The organism is Legionella bozemanae, assembly GCF_900450575.1.
Classification (GTDB): domain Bacteria; phylum Pseudomonadota; class Gammaproteobacteria; order Legionellales; family Legionellaceae; genus Legionella; species Legionella bozemanae.
Window position 1 is genome coordinate 3,650,989 of the sequence record NZ_UGGY01000001.1, and the last position, 20,756, is coordinate 3,671,744.

Consider the following 20,756-nt stretch of genomic DNA (forward strand, 5'->3'; position numbering starts at 1 on the left):
GAATTTAAATGTATCGTGTTATACTCCTTTACCTGGGTTTTCCAAACTTAAAATTCCAGTGTTAAAATCATAAGCAAAAATCTCAGCATAACGACCCCAATCAATCATGGTACGCAATACACGTTCTGCTTCCTTTTCACTTAAGTAATCTTCAAGCTTGCTCAAAAACCGTTCTTCGGAAACCCTATGCCCTACTTTTTCATCTAAAATACGACGAATGTAGCGGGCAAGAGGTACTTTTTCCAACAATCTCTGCGCAAATAATTGTTTACGTTCTTGGAGATCAGCCTCAGCAAATTGTTTGCCGAGATCACTCAATTGAATATCCCCTGCAGAAACTTTAGCAAAACCTAATATTTCCAAAGTCTCGAGTATGGGGAACAGATCGTCAATATTCATCATCAGCTCATCAGCAAGTTCCGGCAAATCAATTCGTTCTTCAAAAGAAGTCATTGTTTCAATTAAACCAGTCAGCTCTGAAGGCTCGACATCAGGCAAACGATATCCCAAACCGATTTGCCGTTCTCTTTGCGCACGTTTTGCCTTTTCTTTGGGGCCAGTAGTCATTAAAGTGTAAATTTTATCCACCAAAGCACGGAACTCATGCGATTCTGGATCGCGAGGCTGCGGTAATGTAACAGGTAATTCGGCGCGGATGTACCCAGGATCATTACCAAAAATTACAATTCTATCCGCTAATGTTGCTGCTTCTTCAATATTATGCGTTACTAATAAAATGCCATTGGTATTGGTTTTCTTTTCTTTCCATAATTCCAACAAGTCAGATTTCAGGTTTTCCGCAGTCAGAACATCAAGCGCAGAAAAAGGTTCATCCATTAATAAAACATCCGGATTAATCACAAGTGCTCGTGCAAAACCAACCCGTTGGCGCATCCCACCAGAAAGCTCTTTAGGGAATGCAGACTCAAAACCATCAAGACCAATAATATCAATCGCTTCAATTGCTCGATGCCTGCGCTCCTCACGGCCTATTCCTTGCGCCTCGAGACCCAGTTCCACATTCTCTAATACGGTAAGCCATGGCATCAATGCAAAAGATTGAAAAACCATCGCAATGCCATCAACAGGGCGGGTAACAGGTTTACCCCGATAGGTTACCGTCCCTCGTGTAGGTGCTATAAGGCCCGCGATAATACGCAATAAAGTGGACTTTCCTGAACCGGATTTCCCTAATAATGCAACGATTTCCCCTTCTTGGAGCTTGAAATTCACATCTTCAAGCACAAGCAAATCTTGGTCCGCTGCTTTTTTAAATGACTTGCTCAAGCCTTCTATAGCAATAATGGTTTCAGACATAGGTATCTTTTAATTAAAGTTAAAACGTTCTTCCGCCAACCGATAGAGCGGACGCCAAATCAAATGGTTAAAAGCGAGCACATACAAGCACATCATCGCAGTGCCCAACGCAATTCGCGGAAAATCTCCCGTAGCTGTGCTGGCTTGGATGTACTCGCCTAAGCCTGTAGCTCTAAGAGTAGTATTACCCCAACTTACAAACTCTGCCACAATACTGGCATTCCATGCACCACCTGCCGCCGTTATGGCACCGGTAATATAAAAAGGAAAAATCCCAGGCAACGCCAACCTTTTCCACCAAATCCATCCTTTTAAGCCAAAATTATCTGCAGCAAGATAGAGCTCTCGTGGAATAGTCGATGCTCCTGCAATCACATTAAATAAAATATACCATTGAGTTCCAAGAATCATGAGTGGTGTTACCCATATTTCTACGTTTAAATGAAATGCTACAATGGCAATCACGAATAAAGGATAGAATAAATTCGCTGGAAACGCTGCAACAAATTGAATCACAGGCTGTATTTTTTGAGCAATTCTTGGTCTTAAACCAATCCAAACACCTACTGGAATCCAAATTAAAGAACTTATAAAAATCAAACAAAGAACTCGTGTACCTGTTGCTGCTCCAAGCAAAAACACATGCAAAATATCACTGACTTTCAATTCTGCAAGGATAAAGCGCAATAAAAACCACCCTCCAGAGCATACACTGATCAAAACCAAGAGACTCCAAAGGCGATCCAGACGCTTCTGCTTTTTAAAATCAATTTCCTTAATTGCCTTGGCTTCATTTATCCTAAGCCAGCGCGCATTGATAAAATGATCGGTAAAAATATTAAGCACCTCAGCAAACTGCTTCATTAGCCGACTGCCGCGAATCCAATCCACTAACCAAGACTGATATTCAGCTCCATCATGCGAAGGCTCTGTTTTAAACTTTTCGGACCAGGCAATTAAAGGCCGGAAAAATATTTGGTCATATAAAAAAATAACAATCACCATCGCTAGAATGGCATAGCCTACAGCATGTAAATCACGCTGTTGGATTGCCAAAGCGATGTAAGAGCCTACCCCGGGAAGTCTGATGTCTTGATGCGCTACAGAAATTGCTTCCGATAAAACCACAAAGAACCAACTTGCGGACATAGAAACCATCATATTCCATAACAAACTCGACATGGAAAAAGGAACTTCCAGTTTCCAGAATCGTTGCCATGCCGACAGTCGGAACATGGAAGACACTTCTTGCAAATCATGCGGCAATGTTTTTAATGATTGATAAAAACCAAAAGTCATATTCCATACCTGAGCACAAAAAATAGCGAAAATGGATGCGCATTCAGGTCCTAACAAACTGTTAGGAAACAATCGGATAAACCCTGTCACGGTAATGGATAAGAAACTTAAAACCGGTATGGATTGCAAAATATCAATAGCCGGGATAATGATTTGTTCTGCACGACGATTTTTAGCTGCCCAAAGTCCTACCGTGAACGTAAAAATGATTGAAAAAAACAGTGCAATAAACATCCGGAGTACGGTACGTAGTGCATAAAAAGGAAGATTGGCAGGATCCAAAGAAATAGGTATCTGTTGTCCTAACCGATATGGAGTGGCCATTTGCGAACCGGCCCAACCCAAAAAAAACAGGACAGAAAAAATCAGAATAAGGAGCAGCAAATCCCAACGATTTATATATCGGCCAAATCTATCAGGATTAGCAAAGTAGAACCGACTTTCGCGCACAATGCCTCCTCAATAACTTTGTCGACACCCAAATACACTCTGCAACTTATGAACGCAGTATTTCTAATTAAATTCAAGTGAAACTTAATAATGATATTAGATAAACTCTTGGTTACCGCACGGTATTAGTTTTCCTTAATACGAGCCCACCTGCTTATTTCTGTCTCTTGATCACATCTCTACACCCCGCGACTTGTTCGCGGGGTCCAGTGTTTTAGGGCAGATCTTCTGGATCCCGCGTACAACCCCGCAAACAAGTCGTAGGGGCGGGACGTCGGAATAGGGCCTGGCCTGGTTTTTTAGCGATGTGTATAAGATTCAGCTGCTTTTTCTAGGTTCAAGGTATAAAATACCATAAAGACAACATAATCGATAGCTTAAAGCAGCTGAATAAAACGCTTTTCGCCTTAAATAACACCATTATTTTTATTATTAGATTATCTTAGTCAGAATAAATTGAATAAAAATTGAACTTTTTGATGGTTTCGGTGTCTAATATAGTGAGCATTTCCCCCGAATGCTTAGCTCTGCTTTACCCCCTCTTAAGCGGAGCAGTGTTTGGATTCATTATCTAAACATGAGATTTGCCCCGGCAGCAGCCGGGGATTTTTTTATTTGTATTGAATAAGCTACACTATAAAAAAGTAATTATGAATTTAGGGGTTGTAAACAAACCCTGGTAATCAGGATATTCTCATGAATAACAAATTAGTCTTTGTTTTATTATCGATTTTTTTCCAATTAAGTTATGCACAACCGGAACAAGCTCAATTATCCGTCTGGGTCAACGAAGCAATTGTTTCTACCTATACCTACAGCTATAAAAATTATCTCGAAGATCAGAAAAAGATCGCTAAATATTTTACGGCTGATGGCTGGATAGCCTACAGCAATGCCTTAAATGCTTCTAAATTACCTGAAGATGTTCAAAAGAACCTATACACTGTAAGTTCCGTGGCAACCGCACCTCCCGAAATCACGAATATTGATCCAACACATTGGAAGGCAACCATGGGACTCATCGTCGCTTATCAGAATCCCCAATATCAACAACGACAACACTTGAAAGTAACCATTAATTTTATGGTTGCACCATCAGGGCAAGGGGTACGAGGATACAGCATTACCAGTTTACAATCAGCAGTTGTCAAACAACCTTGTAAATGTGATGTTGAAGAAGATGAGCCAACACCCGCAAGTACGCCCAGCACTTCTACTCCAAACGCATCACCACCAAGCCAACCTACGCCAAATAACGCCAAGCAATAAGTCCCAAATGCACGACAATTAGCATACCAATCAAAATCAAAATAATATTTAATTTGGTTGGTATGGTTACATCTAAAGCGGATTGTTCCGGATGGTTAGGATTGTAATAAACATCAATTTCTGCATTTTCTTGAAAGGCAATAGCCGCCTTATAAGCAACCCCACGAGAATATTTACTGTTCGGATTATTATGAGCTGTATCTAAAAATAAATATTCCCCAGTTAAATTCTTATCATAAACTTGATAGGTATATTCAATTTTAGGCCAAACACTATGGCCTACTTTAGTCCATTCACACGCAGTAATACGGCCTTTAACTTGTAACCAAGTCTGAGCTTGCACCAAAACTTGTCTATCACGCCAAAAATGCCTGAAGATAATTAAAAGGAAGAGCAGCCATCCTAAATCCAGCACCCAACGCCAAGTATTTAGCCCAATCATTAAAGTAGTCCTAAGAAATATGCAGTATGCAATATACAGTATATATCGCAATAGGTATAATCACTCACATCAAGGTGATTGAAAAAGGACGTACAATGATTGCTAAAACCCCCCTTCATGCCACACATCAAGCATGTGGCGCTAAAATGGTCGATTTTCATGGCTGGGATATGCCTTTGCATTATGGCTCGCAGATTAATGAACATCACTTTGTTCGTAAAGATGCAGGCATGTTTGATGTCTCACATATGACCATTGTTGATATTCTTGGCGCCGGCGGCCGACAATTTTTGCGCAAGCTTTTAACGAATGATGTGGATCAGCTCGAACACAATGGAAAAGCGCTTTACAGTTGCATGTGTAATGAACATGGAGGAATTATTGACGATCTCATCGTTTATCAACGTGCTTCAGATAATTATCGAGTTGTCCTAAATTCAGCGACCCGACACAATGATTTAGCCTGGATTCGCAAAAAAAGCGAAGGATTTGCTGTTGGCTTGCAAGAGCGAAGAGAATTGGCCATGATTGCCATCCAAGGACCTAATGCCATTGAAAAAACACTAAAAATTCTTAATCCTGCCCAAATTGATGCCGTTTCAACGCTAACCCATTTTGAATGTGTGGATGTGGAACAATGGTTTTTTGCCCGCACCGGATATACTGGAGAAGATGGATTCGAAATTATTGTACCCCAAGAAGCCGTAGTCCAATTATGGAATGATTTAATGCAAGCCGGAGTGCATCCTTGCGGCTTGGGTTCCCGCGATACGCTGCGACTGGAAGCCGGCATGCTTCTTTATGGCCAAGATATGGATACTACCACCAGTCCATTAGAATCAGGACTTTCTTGGACCATTAAATGGGAACCTGCAGATCGTGATTTTATCGGAATGGGTGCTTTATTCTCCCAAAAACAAATGGGGATAAAGCGAAAAATGGTAGGACTTACCTTATTAGATAAAGGCATTATGCGTCATGGACAAAGAGTAATCATTCCAGGTCATCCTGATGGGATTATTACCAGCGGCAGCTATTCACCCACCCTAGAAAAATCCATAGCCTTAGCAAGGGTTCCAATTGAAGCTGGTGATGAAGTGATGGTAGACCTTCGCGGTAAATTAGTCCCTGCAAAGGTAGGTAAGCCACGTTTTGTTAAAGCAGGAAAGGCAATTTAAAAACATCGGAATTAAGTTAATAAAAAGCTAAACTTGCAGCTCAGGAAGAAAAAAAGCAAAATCTGTACCCAGACTGTATAATTAAATAAGGATAAGACAATGAATGAATTAAAATTCACGAATACCCACGAATGGCTCAAAGAAGAGCAAAATGAAGTAACGATAGGTATTACCGATCATGCCCAACAATTATTGGGCGATATGGTTTTTGTCGAATTGCCAGAAATTGGGGATAAAGTAAGTGCAGGTGAAGAGCTTGGCGTTGTAGAATCAGTAAAAGCGGCTTCTGACTTTTATGCTCCTATTAGCGGTGTTGTTACTGCCATCAATGAAGTGGTTGTCGAAAATCCAGCTCTTGTTAATTCTGACCCTTATGCTGCTGGTTGGCTTGTCAAATTGAAACCCAGTCATCCTGACGAAATCAATGGTTTATTAACCGCTGAACAATATCAAAATGAGATTGCTGAGGAACATTAATCATGCCTTATATCCCACACACTCCCAAAGACAACAAAACCATGCTTGATGCCATTGGTGCTCAAGACACCCAAGCTTTATTTGATGAAATCCCCTTGTCCTTGCAATATGCAGGGTTTCAAAACATGCCATCTGGCCTCAATGAAATGGACATGTTAAAAGAAGCACAAAATTTAGCGAATAAAAACCGTAATGGAATCTGCTTTATGGGAGCAGGATGCTATGAGCATCATATACCTGCAGCAGTGTGGGATATCGCGTCTCGCGGTGAATTCTTAACAGCTTATACTCCTTATCAGGCCGAAGCGAGCCAAGGGACTTTGCAGTTACTCTACGAATACCAAACTATGATCTGTGAATTAACCGGCATGGAAGTATCGAATGCGTCGATGTATGACGGCGCTACCGCGTTAGCCGAAGCCATTTTAATGGCAGTACGGGTTAATAAGCACAGCAAAACAAGTCGCGTATTAATCACTGGCACAACTCATCCCTTTTATCGGGAAACCATCGAAACCATCCTGCGCAACCAGCATATTGAAGTGATAACCTTACCCTTTGATGAAAAACAAGGTATTACTTCTCTTTCCGCATTAGAGCCATATACCGGAGAAGATATCACTGCACTGGTTATTGCTCAGCCTAACTTTTTTGGGTGTCTGGAAAAAGTAGATGAACTCAGCGACTGGGCTCATCAGAACAAAACAATTAGTATCGCTTGTGTTAATCCTGTATCTCTGGCCTTATTAAAACCGCCAGGATTATGGGGGAAACATGGTGTAGATATTACCTGTGGCGAAGGTCAACCTTTAGGCTCTCCTATGGCATCAGGTGGCCCATACTTTGGTTTCTTAAGCACTCGTATGGCTCATGTACGCCAAATGCCAGGACGAATCATCGGATGTACTTTGGATAAGGATGGAAAAAGAGGATTTACTTTAACCCTGCAAGCACGGGAACAGCACATACGCCGTGCGAAAGCGACTTCAAATATTTGCACCAATCAAGGCTTATTGGTTACAGCAGCCACCATTCATATGAGCCTTTTGGGTGCAGAAGGGCTACGCCAGGTTGCCAGCCAATGTCATCATAACACTCATGAGTTAGTGGAAGTTTTAACACAAATTGAAGGTGTAACGCAGGCTTTTGCTGCACCTTATTTTCATGAGGCGTTACTCAAGCTCGATCAACCTGTTGAGCAGGTATTAAAACAATTAGCCGACGCAGGTATTACTGGAGGATATGCGCCAGGGATTCATTACCCGCAATTGGCAAATACTCTTTTAGTCTGCGCTACTGAAATGCGTACTGAAGAAGAAATTATGCTTTTTGCAAAAACATTGAAATCGATTATGTCGCAACGAGGTGCCTCATGTTTGTAATCCAGTTAACCTATTTGGTTCCTCTTACTGAAGTAGATAAGTATCTGCAAGCACATAGAGAATTTCTTGATTACTATTATAAGCAAGGTTTACTACTGGTCTCAGGACCTATGAAACCACGTACCGGTGGAATTATTATTGCAGCCACGACTGACCGAGCTTATCTGGAATCGATATTCAAAAAAGATCCTTATTATTTGGCAGAAATCGCCGAGTATCAATTTATTGAATTTACTCCAGTCAATCATCGAGCTGAACTTAAAGAATTTATTCAAAAAATGGAAGGCAAATTATGTTGATTTTTGAATTATCCCAAAAAGACCGGCAGGCAACAGCCCAAGCACCAAAAATTTCAACCAGTAAATACGCCATTCCTGCTGAACTGCAGCGAAAAATGCCCCCGAAAATGCCCGCCTGCTCCGAATTGCAAGTGATACGGCATTTTACTCGTTTGTCTCATAAAAATTTCTCGATTGATAGTAATTTTTATCCACTGGGTTCATGCACCATGAAATACAACCCGCGTGGAGTTCACAAAGCAGCATCAATGCCGAATTTTCTCAACCGCCACCCCTTGGCAACAGAAGAAAATAGCCAGGGCCTTTTAGAACCATTGCATCATTTACAGGAATATATTGCTGAAATTACCGGTATGGCGGGTGTTTCTTTAACGCCAATGGCGGGTTCACAAGGAGAATTTGCAGGGGTTGCCATGATTAAAGCGTATCATCAATCTCGAGGGGATACAGCACGCGATGAAATGCTGATCCCTGATGCGGCTCATGGTACAAACCCGGCTTCTGCTGTTATGTGCGGTTTTAAAATTGTTGAAATAGCTACCGCTGCAGATGGTGATATTGATCTTGAAGAATTAAAAAGCAAACTAGGTCCAAGAACAGCCGGCATCATGCTGACCAATCCCTCTACATTAGGCTTGTTCATGCGTCAAATTAAAGAAATTGCTGCTCTTGTTCACCAAGCTGGTGGTTTATTGTATTACGATGGAGCCAATCTCAATGCGATTTTAGGAAAGGTAAGACCGGGCGATATGGGCTTTGATGTCATGCATTTAAACCTGCATAAAACATTCGCAACCCCTCATGGCGGCGGCGGACCTGGCGCAGGTCCTGTAGCCGTAGGCAAGCGTTTGCTCCCCTTCATACCATTACCTGTAGTGAAAAAAACCGCCTCAGGATATCAATGGGCAACAAACCAAGATTATCCACAAAGCATCGGCCGCCTTTCTTGTTTTATGGGAAATGCTGGTATTTTACTGCGTGCCTATTTTTATATACGAGTACTCGGTAAAGAAGGTTTGCTCCGTGTTTCGGAATTTGCAACGCTTAATGCAAATTATCTGCTTAAAGAACTCATAAAAGCAGGATTTACTGCAGCTTATCCAAGCCGACGTGCCTCTCATGAATTTATTCTCACTTTAAGTCCGGAAAAGAAAATGTATGGTGTTACAGCAATGGATTTTGCTAAAAGATTGCTGGATTATGGCGTTCATGCCCCCACCACTTATTTCCCACTGCTCATTCCTGAATGCCTTTTGATTGAACCAACAGAAACTGAGAGTAAAGAAGAGTTAGATCAATTTGTACACATCATGAAAACCATTAGAGAAGAAGCCGCCACAAACCCAAACTTGGTAAAAGACGCCCCCCATACGTTACCGGTCAAACGGCTAGATGATGTTAAGGCAGCTCGCGAATTGGATTTAAATTATTTTGCGCATGAAGAAACTTAGATTCATGCTGATCTTTAAATTTTTTAGCTATTAAAGAGCAATGAGGCTATCCAAACTCATCGCTCTTCATAGCTAGGATGAAAGCCTATCTCACTGGTTTTACTTCACTTCCACATTGCCTCTTGCGAAACACTACTGTGGCGCTTTCAAAACTACATTAAAATTAAGCCGTTTTACAATAGGGTAATTCTGCCTGATCCTTATTAAGACTTATTTGTAAAATTCTTGTAAAAACCCATAGAGTCAATCATAAGATAATTAATATTAATTATAATTTTTAATTAAATTGAACAAATAAAGGATAATATTGTGTCTCTCGAGAAGAAAGAAAAAGGCAAATTATTAAATACTCATATACAGGATGGAAAAGTTAACGGATACACATTTCAAGACGATTCTTATGCTAACCAAATGGCCTATCTTTTTGGTGGCAAAGAGGGTGAAGAAGCCGCAAAAAAAATCTTGGATGATGCCGAAAATAAATATCCTGAAAACCCTGAGCTTAATGAATTAGACAAAATCGTCCTCAAACAAAAAAAAGCAAAATATATCGAAGAAGAAATAAAAAAAAGAGCACAAGAAGTCGACTCAAAGTTTCATGCCGGAATTAAAGAGATTTTTCAATCCTTATCGAATAAAGAACATCCAGCCAAGGGGGAGGAGGCCGGAAAAGACGCGATGCTCCATTTAATGAAAGGTCTTGGATTAAATGTTGATGAGGATAATGTACAGACTCATTATACGCCTGGCCCGCCTCAGGTATTTCAAATTACTTGGGTTAATCGCCCCACAGCAAACCTTGCGGATGAAAATTCTAATATAAATAAGCTTACGAATATGTACTCGAATTGCTTGCGGCCCCAAGAAAAAGAACAATTTGATAATAATTGGAATAGGCATGTTGAACATGCTAAAACCGGCGGCCCAAAAATTGAAAAGGAAGAATTCCTCAAGCAAGCCGACCAATCATTCCAACATACCATTGATGCGTTAAAAAATCCTGAAGAAGCTCAAAAGTCAGATTTGTCATTCCACTGACTGATTTCTTGATGTTATGAACTTGAAGCTTCATATACTGCACATCTTATCCCTGCTCTTTTCTAAAAGTAAGGTTTCAAAAAGGCCTACTCTTGCCTTGTACGTTAACCATATTAGATCTATAACTATAAAAATAAATTATTTTCCTATATGCACTGTGATGGTGTTACTAAATTATTATTAAGGAAGAATATAAAGTGCTCCCCAAGAACCTTACAGTTCTCCATTTTCTTTTGCATGACATACACGTTTGTATGGACCTGCACTATATTGAGAAAATTCTCCCTTTGCCCATGCTGGAAATCGTTCCATCATGTCCAGTATATTTTGTAGGATTAATGAATCTTAAAAATAAATGTATCCCTGTACTTGATTTAGCTATGTGTACCGGCTTGATACGCAATGAAGAATATCCTTTAAATATACCCATCTTACTTTGCTCCGATAAACCTCTTTCCAAAGTCGCTGAGGAGAGTAAAGTGCGAGTAGAGGATGGAAAAAGGTCTAATGAAACACATCAAATTGGACTCATAGTTGATAAAGTACTTGGATTGAGCAGCATTGATGAACAGCAAATTGAAATTCATGAAGAATTTACAAGTAATAATTCACCTTTTTTGGGTGCTGTAACTCTAGAAACCGGTGTTTCGCTATTACTCAACATCAATTGGGTTTTTGCTTTAAAGTTAACTCAAGAAATTAACCAGTTGAGTACTAATCATGAGTAACAACATGAGCAATAATATATTAAATGACATAAAAAAACTCGAATCTGCATTTATCGAATTAATCCACAAGCGTTTTGGACTTGTGATCCATGTAAATCAGGCACAAGAATTAGTAAAAACGATTGGCGCTGCATGCAAAAAATTCAATTATCAGCCTCAAGAATATTTGGAGCAATTAAAAAAATGTTCCAGCAACTCTTCTTTATTAGCTGATTTAGTCGCAGCCATTACTGTGGGGGAAAGCTACTTTTTTCGTGATAAAAATCAAATACATTTACTTGAAAATAAGCTGTTGCCTCAATTAATAAAACAAAAATCACACGATTTTACTTTAAAAATTTGGAGTGCCGGTTGCTCTTCAGGCGAAGAAATATACACCATTGCCATGCTGTTAGCGGAACTTATACCCAATATGGATATATGGGATCTTTATTTATTAGGTACAGACATCAATACCGCAGCACTGCAAAAAGCAACAACAGGCACTTATGGACAATGGTCCATGCGTTCTATTCCAGAGAGATACATGCAACGCTATTTCCTGAAAAATAATCGTACACATATACTGTCGCCTGAAATTCGTGATTTAGTACAATTTAAATACCTTAATTTGTGTGATAACCGCTATCCATCCATAATTAATGGTATATTTGAGGTCGATTTAATCCTATGTCGTAATGTGCTCATTTATTTTGATAATGAGCTGGTTACTCAAATTATGAAAAAGATAAGCGCATGCATGACTGAAGATGCTTATCTTTTATTGGGTGCATCCGATCCTATTGTTACGACTGGGACAAATCTTGTCTTTCATCATGATGGTGCAATCTATTTTTCACTGGATAATGGTGATGGAACAAAAAAAGGATTTTGAATGATGATAAAAGAACAAAAGCATGCTTCAGAATTAATGCCCAAAAGCGAGGAAGCATTAAAGATACTGCAAGCAAGAGCAAAACAACTTGCCCACCAGGAAGTAGACATCCGTGAAAATCATGGTGTTGCCTTTGTTCGCTTCAGCTTAAGCAAAAATGAAATTTATGGAGTTTCTTATCAATACGTGCAAGAAATTCTGCATAATACCTCCATGGCACATCCTCCTTTCGCACCCAATTTTATTGCTGGAGTAATCAACTGGCGTGGTGCGTTGATTACAGTAGTGGATCTCCTCAAATTCTTTCATCCAAATCATTCGAGTCACCATCTCAAACAGGATAATCAATTTATTATTGTTGTTCATGCAACTAGTATAACTCTTGGCTTACTTGTTTACCGCATCGAGGGTAGTGAGACTTATCTGCCAAGTCAATTAGCTGCTCCTCTAACCTCTGCAACCGTGACCAATTCAGAATATATTCTAGGGTTACATCATGCTGTCACAGCAATCATTAATATGGAGGCTTTTATATCAAGCTTAAGCCAAGAAATTAAAACGCGTTTATACAAGATAGGAGAGGGTCATGGAAACTAATAGGAATAAACGAGGCTTTGTTATTACTGTACGTGCTCGCTTGCTTATTGGATTTATGGCCCTTAGCCTACCATTAATACTATTAATTATATTCTTAATACCCAAAGTTCACTCCATAGTTCAGCTTAGTCACAAAATTAGTTATGAAAGCTTACCCCAAGTTCTAGACAGTCAAATTCTCCAGACTCAAGATACACTTGAGCAGTGGGCAATGACGGGAGATTCTAAGAGTAAAGAAGCTTTTGAACACCTTTGGAATGAAATTAATGAGAGTAGAAACCAGTGGGATCAAGCTATGCACTCGTTAGGTGATCAACAATTACGGCAAGAATGGGATAGGCTACAAGACTTGTATCAAGTTCTTTATGATACTCAAATAGCAATAATAAATGCTCCTAGAAACCCCAATGATCCCAATAATGTAGAAAACAGTAGGAATAAGACCAGAAACATCATAAAAGTAATGATTGACATGCTTGATGGCGTTTATTCTACTCAAACAAAAAGCAGAGTCGGTGGAATATTTAATTCATTAGCGCAAGAAGTTGAGAAGAATACAAATATAATTAATAAAAATTTAGCTTCCTTAGAACACTCTGCCTATTTGTTATTAATTTTCGCTATCCTATTAACCATTATCATTCCTTATATAACCCAACGAGCTATATCAATTCCTGTAGATAAAGCAATTAACATCGCTGAACGAATCGCAGCAGGTGAACGTGACGTAGTAATTCAAATCCAATCTGAAGATAAGTTAGGCAAGCTGCTTTTATCGCTAAAAACCATGCAAGAAGCGATTAGGAAAAATGAGGAAACTCTTCAGACTAAAGAAGAAGAATCACGAGAGCTGTTTGAAAAACTGGTCAACTCATCGAAAAAATTTAGAGTGCATAGCAGTAAAGTTGCTGCAGGCGATCTTAGAGAGCGTCTTGAAATAGACAAAGAGGACATCTTACAAGATCTGGGTAAAGATTTAAATTCAATGACTGATGGGCTGGCATCAATTACCAAAAAAATTAGCAAAGTCAGCAATGACATCGTCACTATGGTAGGAACCGTACTCACAGCCGCAAATGAACAAGCAGAAGGAATTACCTCGCAAGCATCAGCTATAAATGAAATCAGTGCGTCATTGGAAGAAATAGATAAGAGTTCAAAACAAACTATGGCTAAAGCACAAACTCTGCGGGAAGTAGCGAAAAACACTTATGAGCAAGGAAAACTAGGCACAGAGTCAGTAGAGCAAAGTATTCAGGGGATTAAAGCTTCAGAGGAAAAGATGAAGCTTATTGCACAAACCATTCTTGATTTAAGTAATCACACCCAACAAATTGGCGACATTACCTCCGTAGTAAACACACTTGCCCAACAATCAAAGATGTTGGCATTGAATGCATCGATTGAAGCATCCAAAGCAGGAGAAGCAGGAAAAGGTTTTGCTGCAGTGGCAACTGAAGTAAGAAATCTCGCTGAGCAATCAGAACAGTCAACTGTACAGGTGCAAAGAATTCTCGAAGATATCCGGCGGACTACCGAAAAAGCAGTCACCGTTACAGAGGAAGGTGCTAAAACTCTTGATCTAGGGATTAAACTCATTGAGAAAGCAGGTCATGTCATTCAAGCCCTAAGTAAAATGATTAATGAAGCATCGATTTCGAGCCAGCATATTGAAGTAGCCATTCGTCAAGAAGCTGTTGGGATTGAACAAATCGTTGAGAGCATGAATGAAATTAATCGTACTACCTCAACTTTTTCCAGCAGCATAAAAGAGATGATGGCATTTATTCATAATTTGGATGATATTGCCAAACATCTAAAGGATGATGTGAATTTTTATAAAGTTTAGGAGCACACCCATATGACTCCAGACGATCCTTTATTAAAGCAGGTGCTTGAAACATTTAGTACGGAACTTGAATCATTATTAGCGCTCATCACCGATCATTTAAAAAAGATGAAGCACGGCGAATCAATGAGTCATTTAAATCAGATGATGGAGGAGATTTCTCGTGCAGGGCGAAATATTAAAGTATCAGCACTTTCTGTAGGTATTGATGAGCTAGGGAAAATTGCCGAGTATGTTGAAAAACTATTTGAGCCTTCGCAAGTCGTATCCCCTGAACGAATTAATTTAACATTTCGAGCCATAGAGGGAATGCGTGAAACGCTCCATAATTTTATAGAAAAAAAACCGCTTTCAGCTGAGCTGCATGCATTATTACAACAACTACAACACGCATTAAATCATGAAGAAGAAAAAAAAGAAGAAATTCAAATTATAGAGGAAAAACCAGCTTTATCTGAGCCTATTGCCCCAGTGACGCCTCCGGCAAATGCTGCGGATAATGAATTTATAAAAAAACTTATTGAAACTTTCAAAGCAGAACTCCAAGAAAATTCAGTCACGATCACGAATGGTGTGCTGCAGCTTGAAAAGGGGACTAAATCAGAACAAGAATTCCAGAGTTTACTGGAGGAAATTTTTCGTGTGGCTCATAACATCAAAGGATCTGCACGAGGTATAGGCGTTAATGATATTGGTGAGATTGCCCATCACATAGAAACTTTATTTGCAGCGATCCAGAAAAAAAGTATTAAAATTTCTCCTGAGCTCATTAACCTGTGTCTGCAATCGATCGATTACATGAATGAAGCAATGCAATGCTATACGGAACAAAAACCATTATCTTTTGATTTAGCAAACCACTTGCGACAACTTGAATACTATACAGAATCGCCTGCTCAAGAAATACTATCCCCATCAAAACCAACGGTTGAAACATCGCCGAAACTTGAAAAAGCGCCTAAGACTCATGAAATACAGAGCAAAACAAATGAATTTGATTCAATACGTGTCTCTTTGCAAAATTTAGATCGGGTTTCAGTTTATACTGAAGAAATCCAAGCCATTAAAATTGCTATTGAAGAATACTATTCCAAATTGACCAAGATGAATTACAAAATCGATCATCTGGTGCAATCATGGAAAAAAGATAAAACCAATTTCAACACTTTTTCGCAAAATGAAACGGGCTCATTAACTGCCCTATTCTCTACGAGCCTTGTTGAATTAGCTGAAATCAATAATTCAACTCATTTAATGCAAAGGGAGTTGCATACCTCTGTTAGCGAATTATCTATTTTATTAAATGCGCTCCAAGATGAAATTCGTACTTTACGTCTTGTACCGGTAACAACGCAATTACGTTATTTGCCACGAATTGTACGTGATTTGGCGCATGAGCTAAAAAAACAAGTCAATCTTGAAATAAATAGCAATGATGTAAAAATGGATAAAATGATACTTGATGGTTTAAAAGATCCTATAGTACACCTGCTACGTAATGCAATCGATCATGGCATAGAAAATACTGAGGCTCGTAAAGCTGCTGGCAAATCAGCACAAGGAAATATTTCGATTCATGTAAATCAAGAAGACAATCAGATTGTCTTTAAAATTATTGATGATGGGAGCGGAATTAAAACGAATGATTTAATTCGCACAGCACTGCAAAAAAACATCATCACCCAATCTGAGCTTGAAAATATGAAAAAAGCAGACCTTTATGCGCTTATTTTTCGTCCTGGTTTTTCTACTCGGGAAATTGCAACCGATATTTCTGGTCGAGGCGTAGGCTTGGATGTGGTGCGATCCAATTTACTCCGTTTAAAAGGCCAAGTCAGTGTTGAAAGCAAACCAGGGAAAGGAACCATCTTTTTTCTGAGAGTTCCTCTTACATTAGCGACTGAACGCGGATTGATTGTTTCATGCAATAACCAAATATTTGTGCTCCTTACCAACTCGGTAGAAAGTGTCATGTTATTAAAGAAACATGAGGTTATAGCCGTGGAAGGAAGCCCTTCTGTTCTTGTCAAAGAACAACCGGTTTTGTTATGCTCTTTGTCTAAGGTACTCCATCTTGATGAAAAAAAACAAAATAGAACAGAACATATCTCTGTTGTAATCATCAAAAAAAACGGGGATCGTATTGCCTTACTTGTCGACGAAATTATTGGTGAAAGGGAAATTGTACTCAAACCGTTGCAAGAACCCTTATCAAATATACCTTGTGTCATTGGAGCGACCTTGACAGGCAACAATCAAATTAATTTCGTATTAAACTCTTCAGAGATTATAAAGAGAATGCTGCTATAGTGAACTACTATCTATGATAAAAATTTTAATTGTTGATGATTCACCAACAGAAGTTGCAATAATTCAACACATTATAGAATCTGAAAAAGATATGGAAGTCATTGGTATCGCAAAAAATGGCAAGGAAGCTATTGAATTAACTGAAAAGTTAAAACCCAATCTCATTACCATGGATATTAAAATGCCCATCATGGATGGACTCGAGGCCACACGTCTTATTATGGCTCAAAATCCTACACCAATTGTCGTGATCAGTTCTCTGGTGAATGATGAATCACTCCATGCCACATTCCATATTCTTGAGGCAGGAGCATTAACTGCTTTGGCAAAGCCTGTTAATGTATTTTCTCCCTCTTTTGAGGAAAGCAGGCAACACATCGTTAATACACTACGCAGCCTTTCTGATATTCGTGTCATCAAAAAACCTTTGAAAAACCATTTAATTTTTGATGAGAGCAAAAAGTATAAAACAAAAGATGTCAAAACAACACATTACGAGATTATAGCGATGGGCGCTTCAGTTGGAGGCCCTATGGCATTACACACTATTCTCGCGCAATTAGCTCCTGATTTTCCTGTACCAATTCTGATTGTCCAACACATGAGCCGTGGCTTTATTCGAGGATTTGCACAATGGCTTGAAGAGAATGTAAGCCTTACCGTAAAAAATGCAGTAAATGATGAACCATTACAAAAGGGAACGGTATATATAGCACCTGAACATCAACATATGGTAGTTGAACGTGTTCATGAACAATTAATCTGTAAATTAGTTGATGGGCCTCCTGTTTCCGGTTTTTGCCCTTCGATTACCCGATTACTTCAATCAGTTGCCAACGTTTGTGGAAAAAAAGCCATTGGCATTTTATTAACTGGAATGAGTGATGATGGTGCGGAAGGCTTATTGGAATTAAAAGAAGCTCATGGACACACCTTGATTCAAGACCAAGAAAGTTCCATAGTTTTTGGTATGGGCGCTGTTGCCCAATCATTGAATGCTGTAGATCAAATCATTGAGTTAGAGAATATTGCCAGTTATTTAACAAAAATCTGCATCAGCGAAGATGAGTAACTCATTTATGGAAAAAGAAAATCCCGTGATCTTGATTGTAGATGATAGTGCCACTATGCGTTTAATCATCTGCGATGTATTAACTAAAGTTGGTTTTAATGTCATTCAGGCAGAGAATGGTGAGGCCGCATTATCACTACTCAAAACTACCAAACCTGACGCAATTTTGTTGGATGTGGAGATGCCTGGCCTTAATGGTTTTGAAGTATGTGCCGAGATTCGAAAATCACCTGATTTGCGTTATCTTCCAATTATGATGGTTACTGGTCTAGAGGATTATGCATCAGTTAATAAGGCGTTCCAGGTCGGAGCGACCGATTTTACCACCAAGCCCATTAATCCAACTCTATTAGGATATCGCGTCCGTTATATGGTGCGCACCAATTCCTATTTTCAGGATTTACAGATCGCGGAACAAAAGGTCAGAGCTCTAAATGAAGAACTTATCAACAAGCTGGTTGAGATCCAGCAAAATGCCATTGCAGTAGCTCGTTTTGTACCCCAAGATTTTCTAAAGGTACTTAATCGTAAGAATATTGTAGATATTAAACTCGGTGACTGTGTTGAAAAGGTCATGACGGTGCTCTTTTTAGATATAAAATCATTTACTACGATGGCCGAACGCTTATCACCTGTTGAAATCTTCAATCTCGTGAATACCCTGATGAGTTATTTAGATCCTGCCATTTTTAAAAATTCGGGTCTTATTGATAAATATATTGGTGATGCCATTATGGCTTTATTTAATGATGCAGATGATGCCGTAATTGCTGGATTGGATATGTTAGAAGCTCTGAAGACTTTTAATGCCACGCGAATACGCGATAACCTTCCCCCCATCAATGTAGGAATTGGCATAAACACGGGTAATTTGATTGTCGGCACTGTGGGCTTTGAAAAGCGTATGGATTGCAGTGTAATTAGCGATGCAGTCAATACCGCTTCCCGGCTTGAAACATTAACTCGAAGTTTTAATATTGAACTCATCATTGGTGAGGAAACCTATGAACAATTAAAACAAAAAGATCAATACGATCTGCGCTTCTTAGGTTTGACGACAGTAAAAGGTAAACGTCTACCCATAAAAATTTATGAAGTCTTTAATCATAATCCTCCAGTGGAAGTGCAATTTAAAAAAGATTCTGCCTCTATTTTTGCCACCGCATTGGAGCATTATGAGGCAAAACAATTTGATGAAGCCTCAAATCTTTTTGAGCAAATTATCATAAGTAATCCCAATGACTTACCCGCAAAATATTTTCTGCAGCAATGTAAGGAAAAGATGAGTGGTTAGTCTGAACAAAAGAACGTATAGCCTGGGTGAAGCAAAACCCGGGAGTTCTATAGCACCAAACAAGACTCCCGGGCTCGCTCACTTCACCCAGACTACCTTGCAAAAAACTTAACCTGCTTTAATTTGCTCAACCACTTGCTGATTGAGATGAGTCACGATAAGACTGACCAATTTAACTGCCTGATCATAATCACGTTTATCAAACATCCCTGCTTGTTGATGCGCATAACGAATGGGCACGCCAATATTAATGCTAGGAACCCCTGAACCTGAGCCTTGTACTTTTGAACCATCTTGGCCATAGCCTATTTCTGATTCCAACTGTACCTGAATGTTATTTTTTTGAGCTAAATCTAAAACCCAATTAAGCAATTCTTGATGGGGAATCATTGAGCGATCGTATACAAACAAAGTAGGGCCTTTGCCCAAAGCAATTCGTCCTTTGCGTTTTGCAATTAAAGCTGGGTAATCATCAGCAATACCAACCTCAACATTAATCGTAATATCCGGATGCGTACTCTGATAAACGGTACTTGCCCCGCGCAAACCCACCTCTTCCTGTACTGTAGCCGCGGCATAGAGTTGATTTGGTCGATCCTGATTTTTTATGGAGTCCAGAACATCGCTAATCAGCGCCAATCCCAAGCGATCGTCAAGAGCCTTTGCTAGAAAACGGTTTTCACTTAATGGGCTGAATTGACTTGCGGGAGTAACTTGTAATCCTGGGCGCACATTAAATTTCGTTTCAGCCTGTTCCTTTGTTTCTGCACCAATATCAAGAAATACTGCATTTCCCATGGGTAATTGATTTTTTTTGGCCTCGTCAATAAGGTGGGTCGAGTCCATACCTGAATAAGCTAAAATAGGCCCTTTAGGAGTAGAAACCATCCAACGTTGTGCAAAAATTACTGAAGAGGGAATACCGCCTAATGGGATAACCTTTAAAAAACCATCAGGAGTTATTGATTCGATCATATACCCTACTTCGTCCATGTGTGCCATTAATAAAACATTAGGGCCTTTTTGATTTGCTTTATATTGGCCAATCAAATTACCCATCCCATCTACAGTAACCTTGCTCATGGAGGGCTGCCATTGTTGTTTCACCGCATCACGAACAGACTTCTCAAAACCGGATGCACCTGCCAAATCAGTTAACTTTGCTAAAGAGTGCTCATCTGCAATAGCACCTGTTGCCTGAATCAGCATCAATCCCATCGTAAATAGATTTAATTTCTTCATAACAAAATGTCCTTATTTAAAATCCAGCACCTAAAATACACATCAATAATCCGGAAAAATGCAATTCCCCTATGTCCTGTGCTTGCGGCTTTTCCGGCTCAGAGATCCATTCCTGGATTCTGCGGACAAGCCGCAGAACGTAGAGAGTGTTTTTAACCCAATGATTGCGACATGATTCTACCATAACC

The 20,756-nt window shown here is 39.4% G+C and carries 18 protein-coding genes; 14 read left to right on the forward strand and 4 right to left on the reverse strand.

Translation table 11 applies throughout. The features are described from left to right. Window positions 1-18 precede the first annotated feature (18 nt). Window positions 19-1,317 carry an ABC transporter ATP-binding protein gene (locus tag DY223_RS16155; RefSeq protein WP_058458363.1) on the reverse strand — a complete coding sequence of 433 codons (1,299 nt, stop codon included), beginning with the start codon at window positions 1,315-1,317 and terminating at the stop codon, window positions 19-21. Window positions 1,318-1,326: 9 nt separating this feature from the next. Next, a complete protein-coding gene (locus tag DY223_RS16160) occupies window positions 1,327-3,066 on the reverse strand; it encodes an ABC transporter permease (protein WP_115684337.1) in 1,740 nt (579 codons plus the stop codon). Between the two features lie 696 nt (window positions 3,067-3,762). Between DY223_RS16160 and DY223_RS16165 the strand changes: the two genes are divergently transcribed. Continuing rightward, window positions 3,763-4,335, forward strand: coding sequence for a DotI/IcmL family type IV secretion protein (locus DY223_RS16165; RefSeq protein WP_058458361.1), 573 nt, complete (start codon window positions 3,763-3,765; stop codon window positions 4,333-4,335). Here DY223_RS16165 and DY223_RS16170 read toward each other — a convergent pair. Further along, the gene (locus tag DY223_RS16170) at window positions 4,310-4,777 is read right to left on the reverse strand and encodes a DUF3592 domain-containing protein (protein ID WP_058458360.1); all 468 of its coding nucleotides are present in this window, start codon (window positions 4,775-4,777) and stop codon (window positions 4,310-4,312) included. The two genes, DY223_RS16165 and DY223_RS16170, sit on opposite strands and share 26 nt — an antisense overlap. 95 nt (window positions 4,778-4,872) lie before the next feature. Between DY223_RS16170 and gcvT the strand changes: the two genes are divergently transcribed. From gcvT to DY223_RS16235, 13 genes are all read left to right on the forward strand, one after another. Beyond that, window positions 4,873-5,955 carry a glycine cleavage system aminomethyltransferase GcvT gene (gene gcvT / locus DY223_RS16175; protein WP_058458359.1) on the forward strand — a complete coding sequence of 361 codons (1,083 nt, stop codon included), beginning with the start codon at window positions 4,873-4,875 and terminating at the stop codon, window positions 5,953-5,955. A 99-nt stretch (window positions 5,956-6,054) separates the two neighbouring features. Beyond that, window positions 6,055-6,432 carry a glycine cleavage system protein GcvH gene (gene gcvH / locus DY223_RS16180; RefSeq protein ID WP_058458358.1) on the forward strand — a complete coding sequence of 126 codons (378 nt, stop codon included), beginning with the start codon at window positions 6,055-6,057 and terminating at the stop codon, window positions 6,430-6,432. Between the two features lie 2 nt (window positions 6,433-6,434). Continuing rightward, on the forward strand, window positions 6,435-7,814 hold the full coding sequence (gcvPA, locus tag DY223_RS16185) for an aminomethyl-transferring glycine dehydrogenase subunit GcvPA (protein WP_058458357.1): 1,380 nt from the start codon (window positions 6,435-6,437) through the stop codon (window positions 7,812-7,814). After that, window positions 7,805-8,113, forward strand: a complete 309-nt coding sequence (locus DY223_RS16190) for a YciI family protein (protein WP_058458356.1) — start codon at window positions 7,805-7,807, stop codon at window positions 8,111-8,113. The genes gcvPA and DY223_RS16190 overlap by 10 nt, the downstream gene beginning before the upstream one ends. Then, window positions 8,107-9,564, forward strand: a complete 1,458-nt coding sequence (gcvPB, locus tag DY223_RS16195) for an aminomethyl-transferring glycine dehydrogenase subunit GcvPB (protein WP_058458355.1) — start codon at window positions 8,107-8,109, stop codon at window positions 9,562-9,564. The genes DY223_RS16190 and gcvPB overlap by 7 nt, the downstream gene beginning before the upstream one ends. Window positions 9,565-9,873: 309 nt before the next feature. Further along, window positions 9,874-10,602 carry a hypothetical protein gene (locus DY223_RS16200; protein WP_058458354.1) on the forward strand — a complete coding sequence of 243 codons (729 nt, stop codon included), beginning with the start codon at window positions 9,874-9,876 and terminating at the stop codon, window positions 10,600-10,602. A gap of 197 nt (window positions 10,603-10,799) precedes the next feature. Then, window positions 10,800-11,330, forward strand: coding sequence for a chemotaxis protein CheW (locus tag DY223_RS16205; RefSeq protein WP_115684338.1), 531 nt, complete (start codon window positions 10,800-10,802; stop codon window positions 11,328-11,330). A 4-nt stretch (window positions 11,331-11,334) separates the two neighbouring features. After that, window positions 11,335-12,204 (forward strand): CheR family methyltransferase, encoded by an 870-nt coding sequence (locus DY223_RS16210; protein WP_235810467.1) that lies wholly within the window; start codon window positions 11,335-11,337, stop codon window positions 12,202-12,204. After that, entirely contained in the window at window positions 12,205-12,801 is a 597-nt protein-coding gene (locus DY223_RS16215) for a chemotaxis protein CheW (RefSeq protein WP_058458351.1), read from the forward strand. After that, window positions 12,791-14,650 (forward strand): methyl-accepting chemotaxis protein, encoded by a 1,860-nt coding sequence (locus DY223_RS16220; protein ID WP_058458350.1) that lies wholly within the window; start codon window positions 12,791-12,793, stop codon window positions 14,648-14,650. Before DY223_RS16215 ends, DY223_RS16220 begins: the two co-directional genes overlap by 11 nt. A 12-nt stretch (window positions 14,651-14,662) precedes the next feature. Beyond that, window positions 14,663-16,960: a chemotaxis protein CheA gene (locus DY223_RS16225; protein ID WP_058458349.1), complete on the forward strand. Its 2,298-nt coding sequence runs from the start codon at window positions 14,663-14,665 to the stop codon at window positions 16,958-16,960. A 13-nt stretch (window positions 16,961-16,973) separates the two neighbouring features. Then, complete coding sequence (gene cheB / locus DY223_RS16230) at window positions 16,974-18,032, forward strand: chemotaxis-specific protein-glutamate methyltransferase CheB (RefSeq protein WP_058458348.1); 1,059 nt, start codon at window positions 16,974-16,976, stop codon at window positions 18,030-18,032. Continuing rightward, window positions 18,025-19,326 carry a response regulator gene (locus DY223_RS16235; protein WP_259293210.1) on the forward strand — a complete coding sequence of 434 codons (1,302 nt, stop codon included), beginning with the start codon at window positions 18,025-18,027 and terminating at the stop codon, window positions 19,324-19,326. Before cheB ends, DY223_RS16235 begins: the two co-directional genes overlap by 8 nt. Before the next feature lie 108 nt (window positions 19,327-19,434). Here the strand turns inward: DY223_RS16235 and DY223_RS16240 are convergent, their stop codons facing one another. Next, on the reverse strand, window positions 19,435-20,544 hold the full coding sequence (locus tag DY223_RS16240; RefSeq protein WP_064115070.1) for a M42 family metallopeptidase: 1,110 nt from the start codon (window positions 20,542-20,544) through the stop codon (window positions 19,435-19,437). Window positions 20,545-20,756 lie beyond the last annotated feature (212 nt).

Bases quoted from the DNA above. Each gene is read 5' to 3' on its own strand.
- DY223_RS16155 (WP_058458363.1), bottom strand. From the start codon at position 1,317: ATGTCTGAAACCATTATTGCTATAGAAGGCTTGAGCAAGTCATTTAAA.
- DY223_RS16165 (WP_058458361.1), top strand. From the start codon at position 3,763: ATGAATAACAAATTAGTCTTTGTTTTATTATCGATTTTTTTCCAATTA.
- DY223_RS16170 (WP_058458360.1), bottom strand. From the start codon at position 4,777: ATGATTGGGCTAAATACTTGGCGTTGGGTGCTGGATTTAGGATGGCTG.
- gcvT (WP_058458359.1), top strand. From the start codon at position 4,873: ATGATTGCTAAAACCCCCCTTCATGCCACACATCAAGCATGTGGCGCT.
- gcvH (WP_058458358.1), top strand. From the start codon at position 6,055: ATGAATGAATTAAAATTCACGAATACCCACGAATGGCTCAAAGAAGAG.
- gcvPA (WP_058458357.1), top strand. From the start codon at position 6,435: ATGCCTTATATCCCACACACTCCCAAAGACAACAAAACCATGCTTGAT.
- DY223_RS16190 (WP_058458356.1), top strand. From the start codon at position 7,805: ATGTTTGTAATCCAGTTAACCTATTTGGTTCCTCTTACTGAAGTAGAT.
- gcvPB (WP_058458355.1), top strand. From the start codon at position 8,107: ATGTTGATTTTTGAATTATCCCAAAAAGACCGGCAGGCAACAGCCCAA.
- DY223_RS16210 (WP_235810467.1), top strand. From the start codon at position 11,335: ATGAGCAATAATATATTAAATGACATAAAAAAACTCGAATCTGCATTT.
- DY223_RS16215 (WP_058458351.1), top strand. From the start codon at position 12,205: ATGATGATAAAAGAACAAAAGCATGCTTCAGAATTAATGCCCAAAAGC.
- DY223_RS16220 (WP_058458350.1), top strand. From the start codon at position 12,791: ATGGAAACTAATAGGAATAAACGAGGCTTTGTTATTACTGTACGTGCT.
- DY223_RS16225 (WP_058458349.1), top strand. From the start codon at position 14,663: ATGACTCCAGACGATCCTTTATTAAAGCAGGTGCTTGAAACATTTAGT.
- cheB (WP_058458348.1), top strand. From the start codon at position 16,974: ATGATAAAAATTTTAATTGTTGATGATTCACCAACAGAAGTTGCAATA.
- DY223_RS16235 (WP_259293210.1), top strand. From the start codon at position 18,025: ATGAGTAACTCATTTATGGAAAAAGAAAATCCCGTGATCTTGATTGTA.
- DY223_RS16240 (WP_064115070.1), bottom strand. From the start codon at position 20,544: ATGGGATTGATGCTGATTCAGGCAACAGGTGCTATTGCAGATGAGCAC.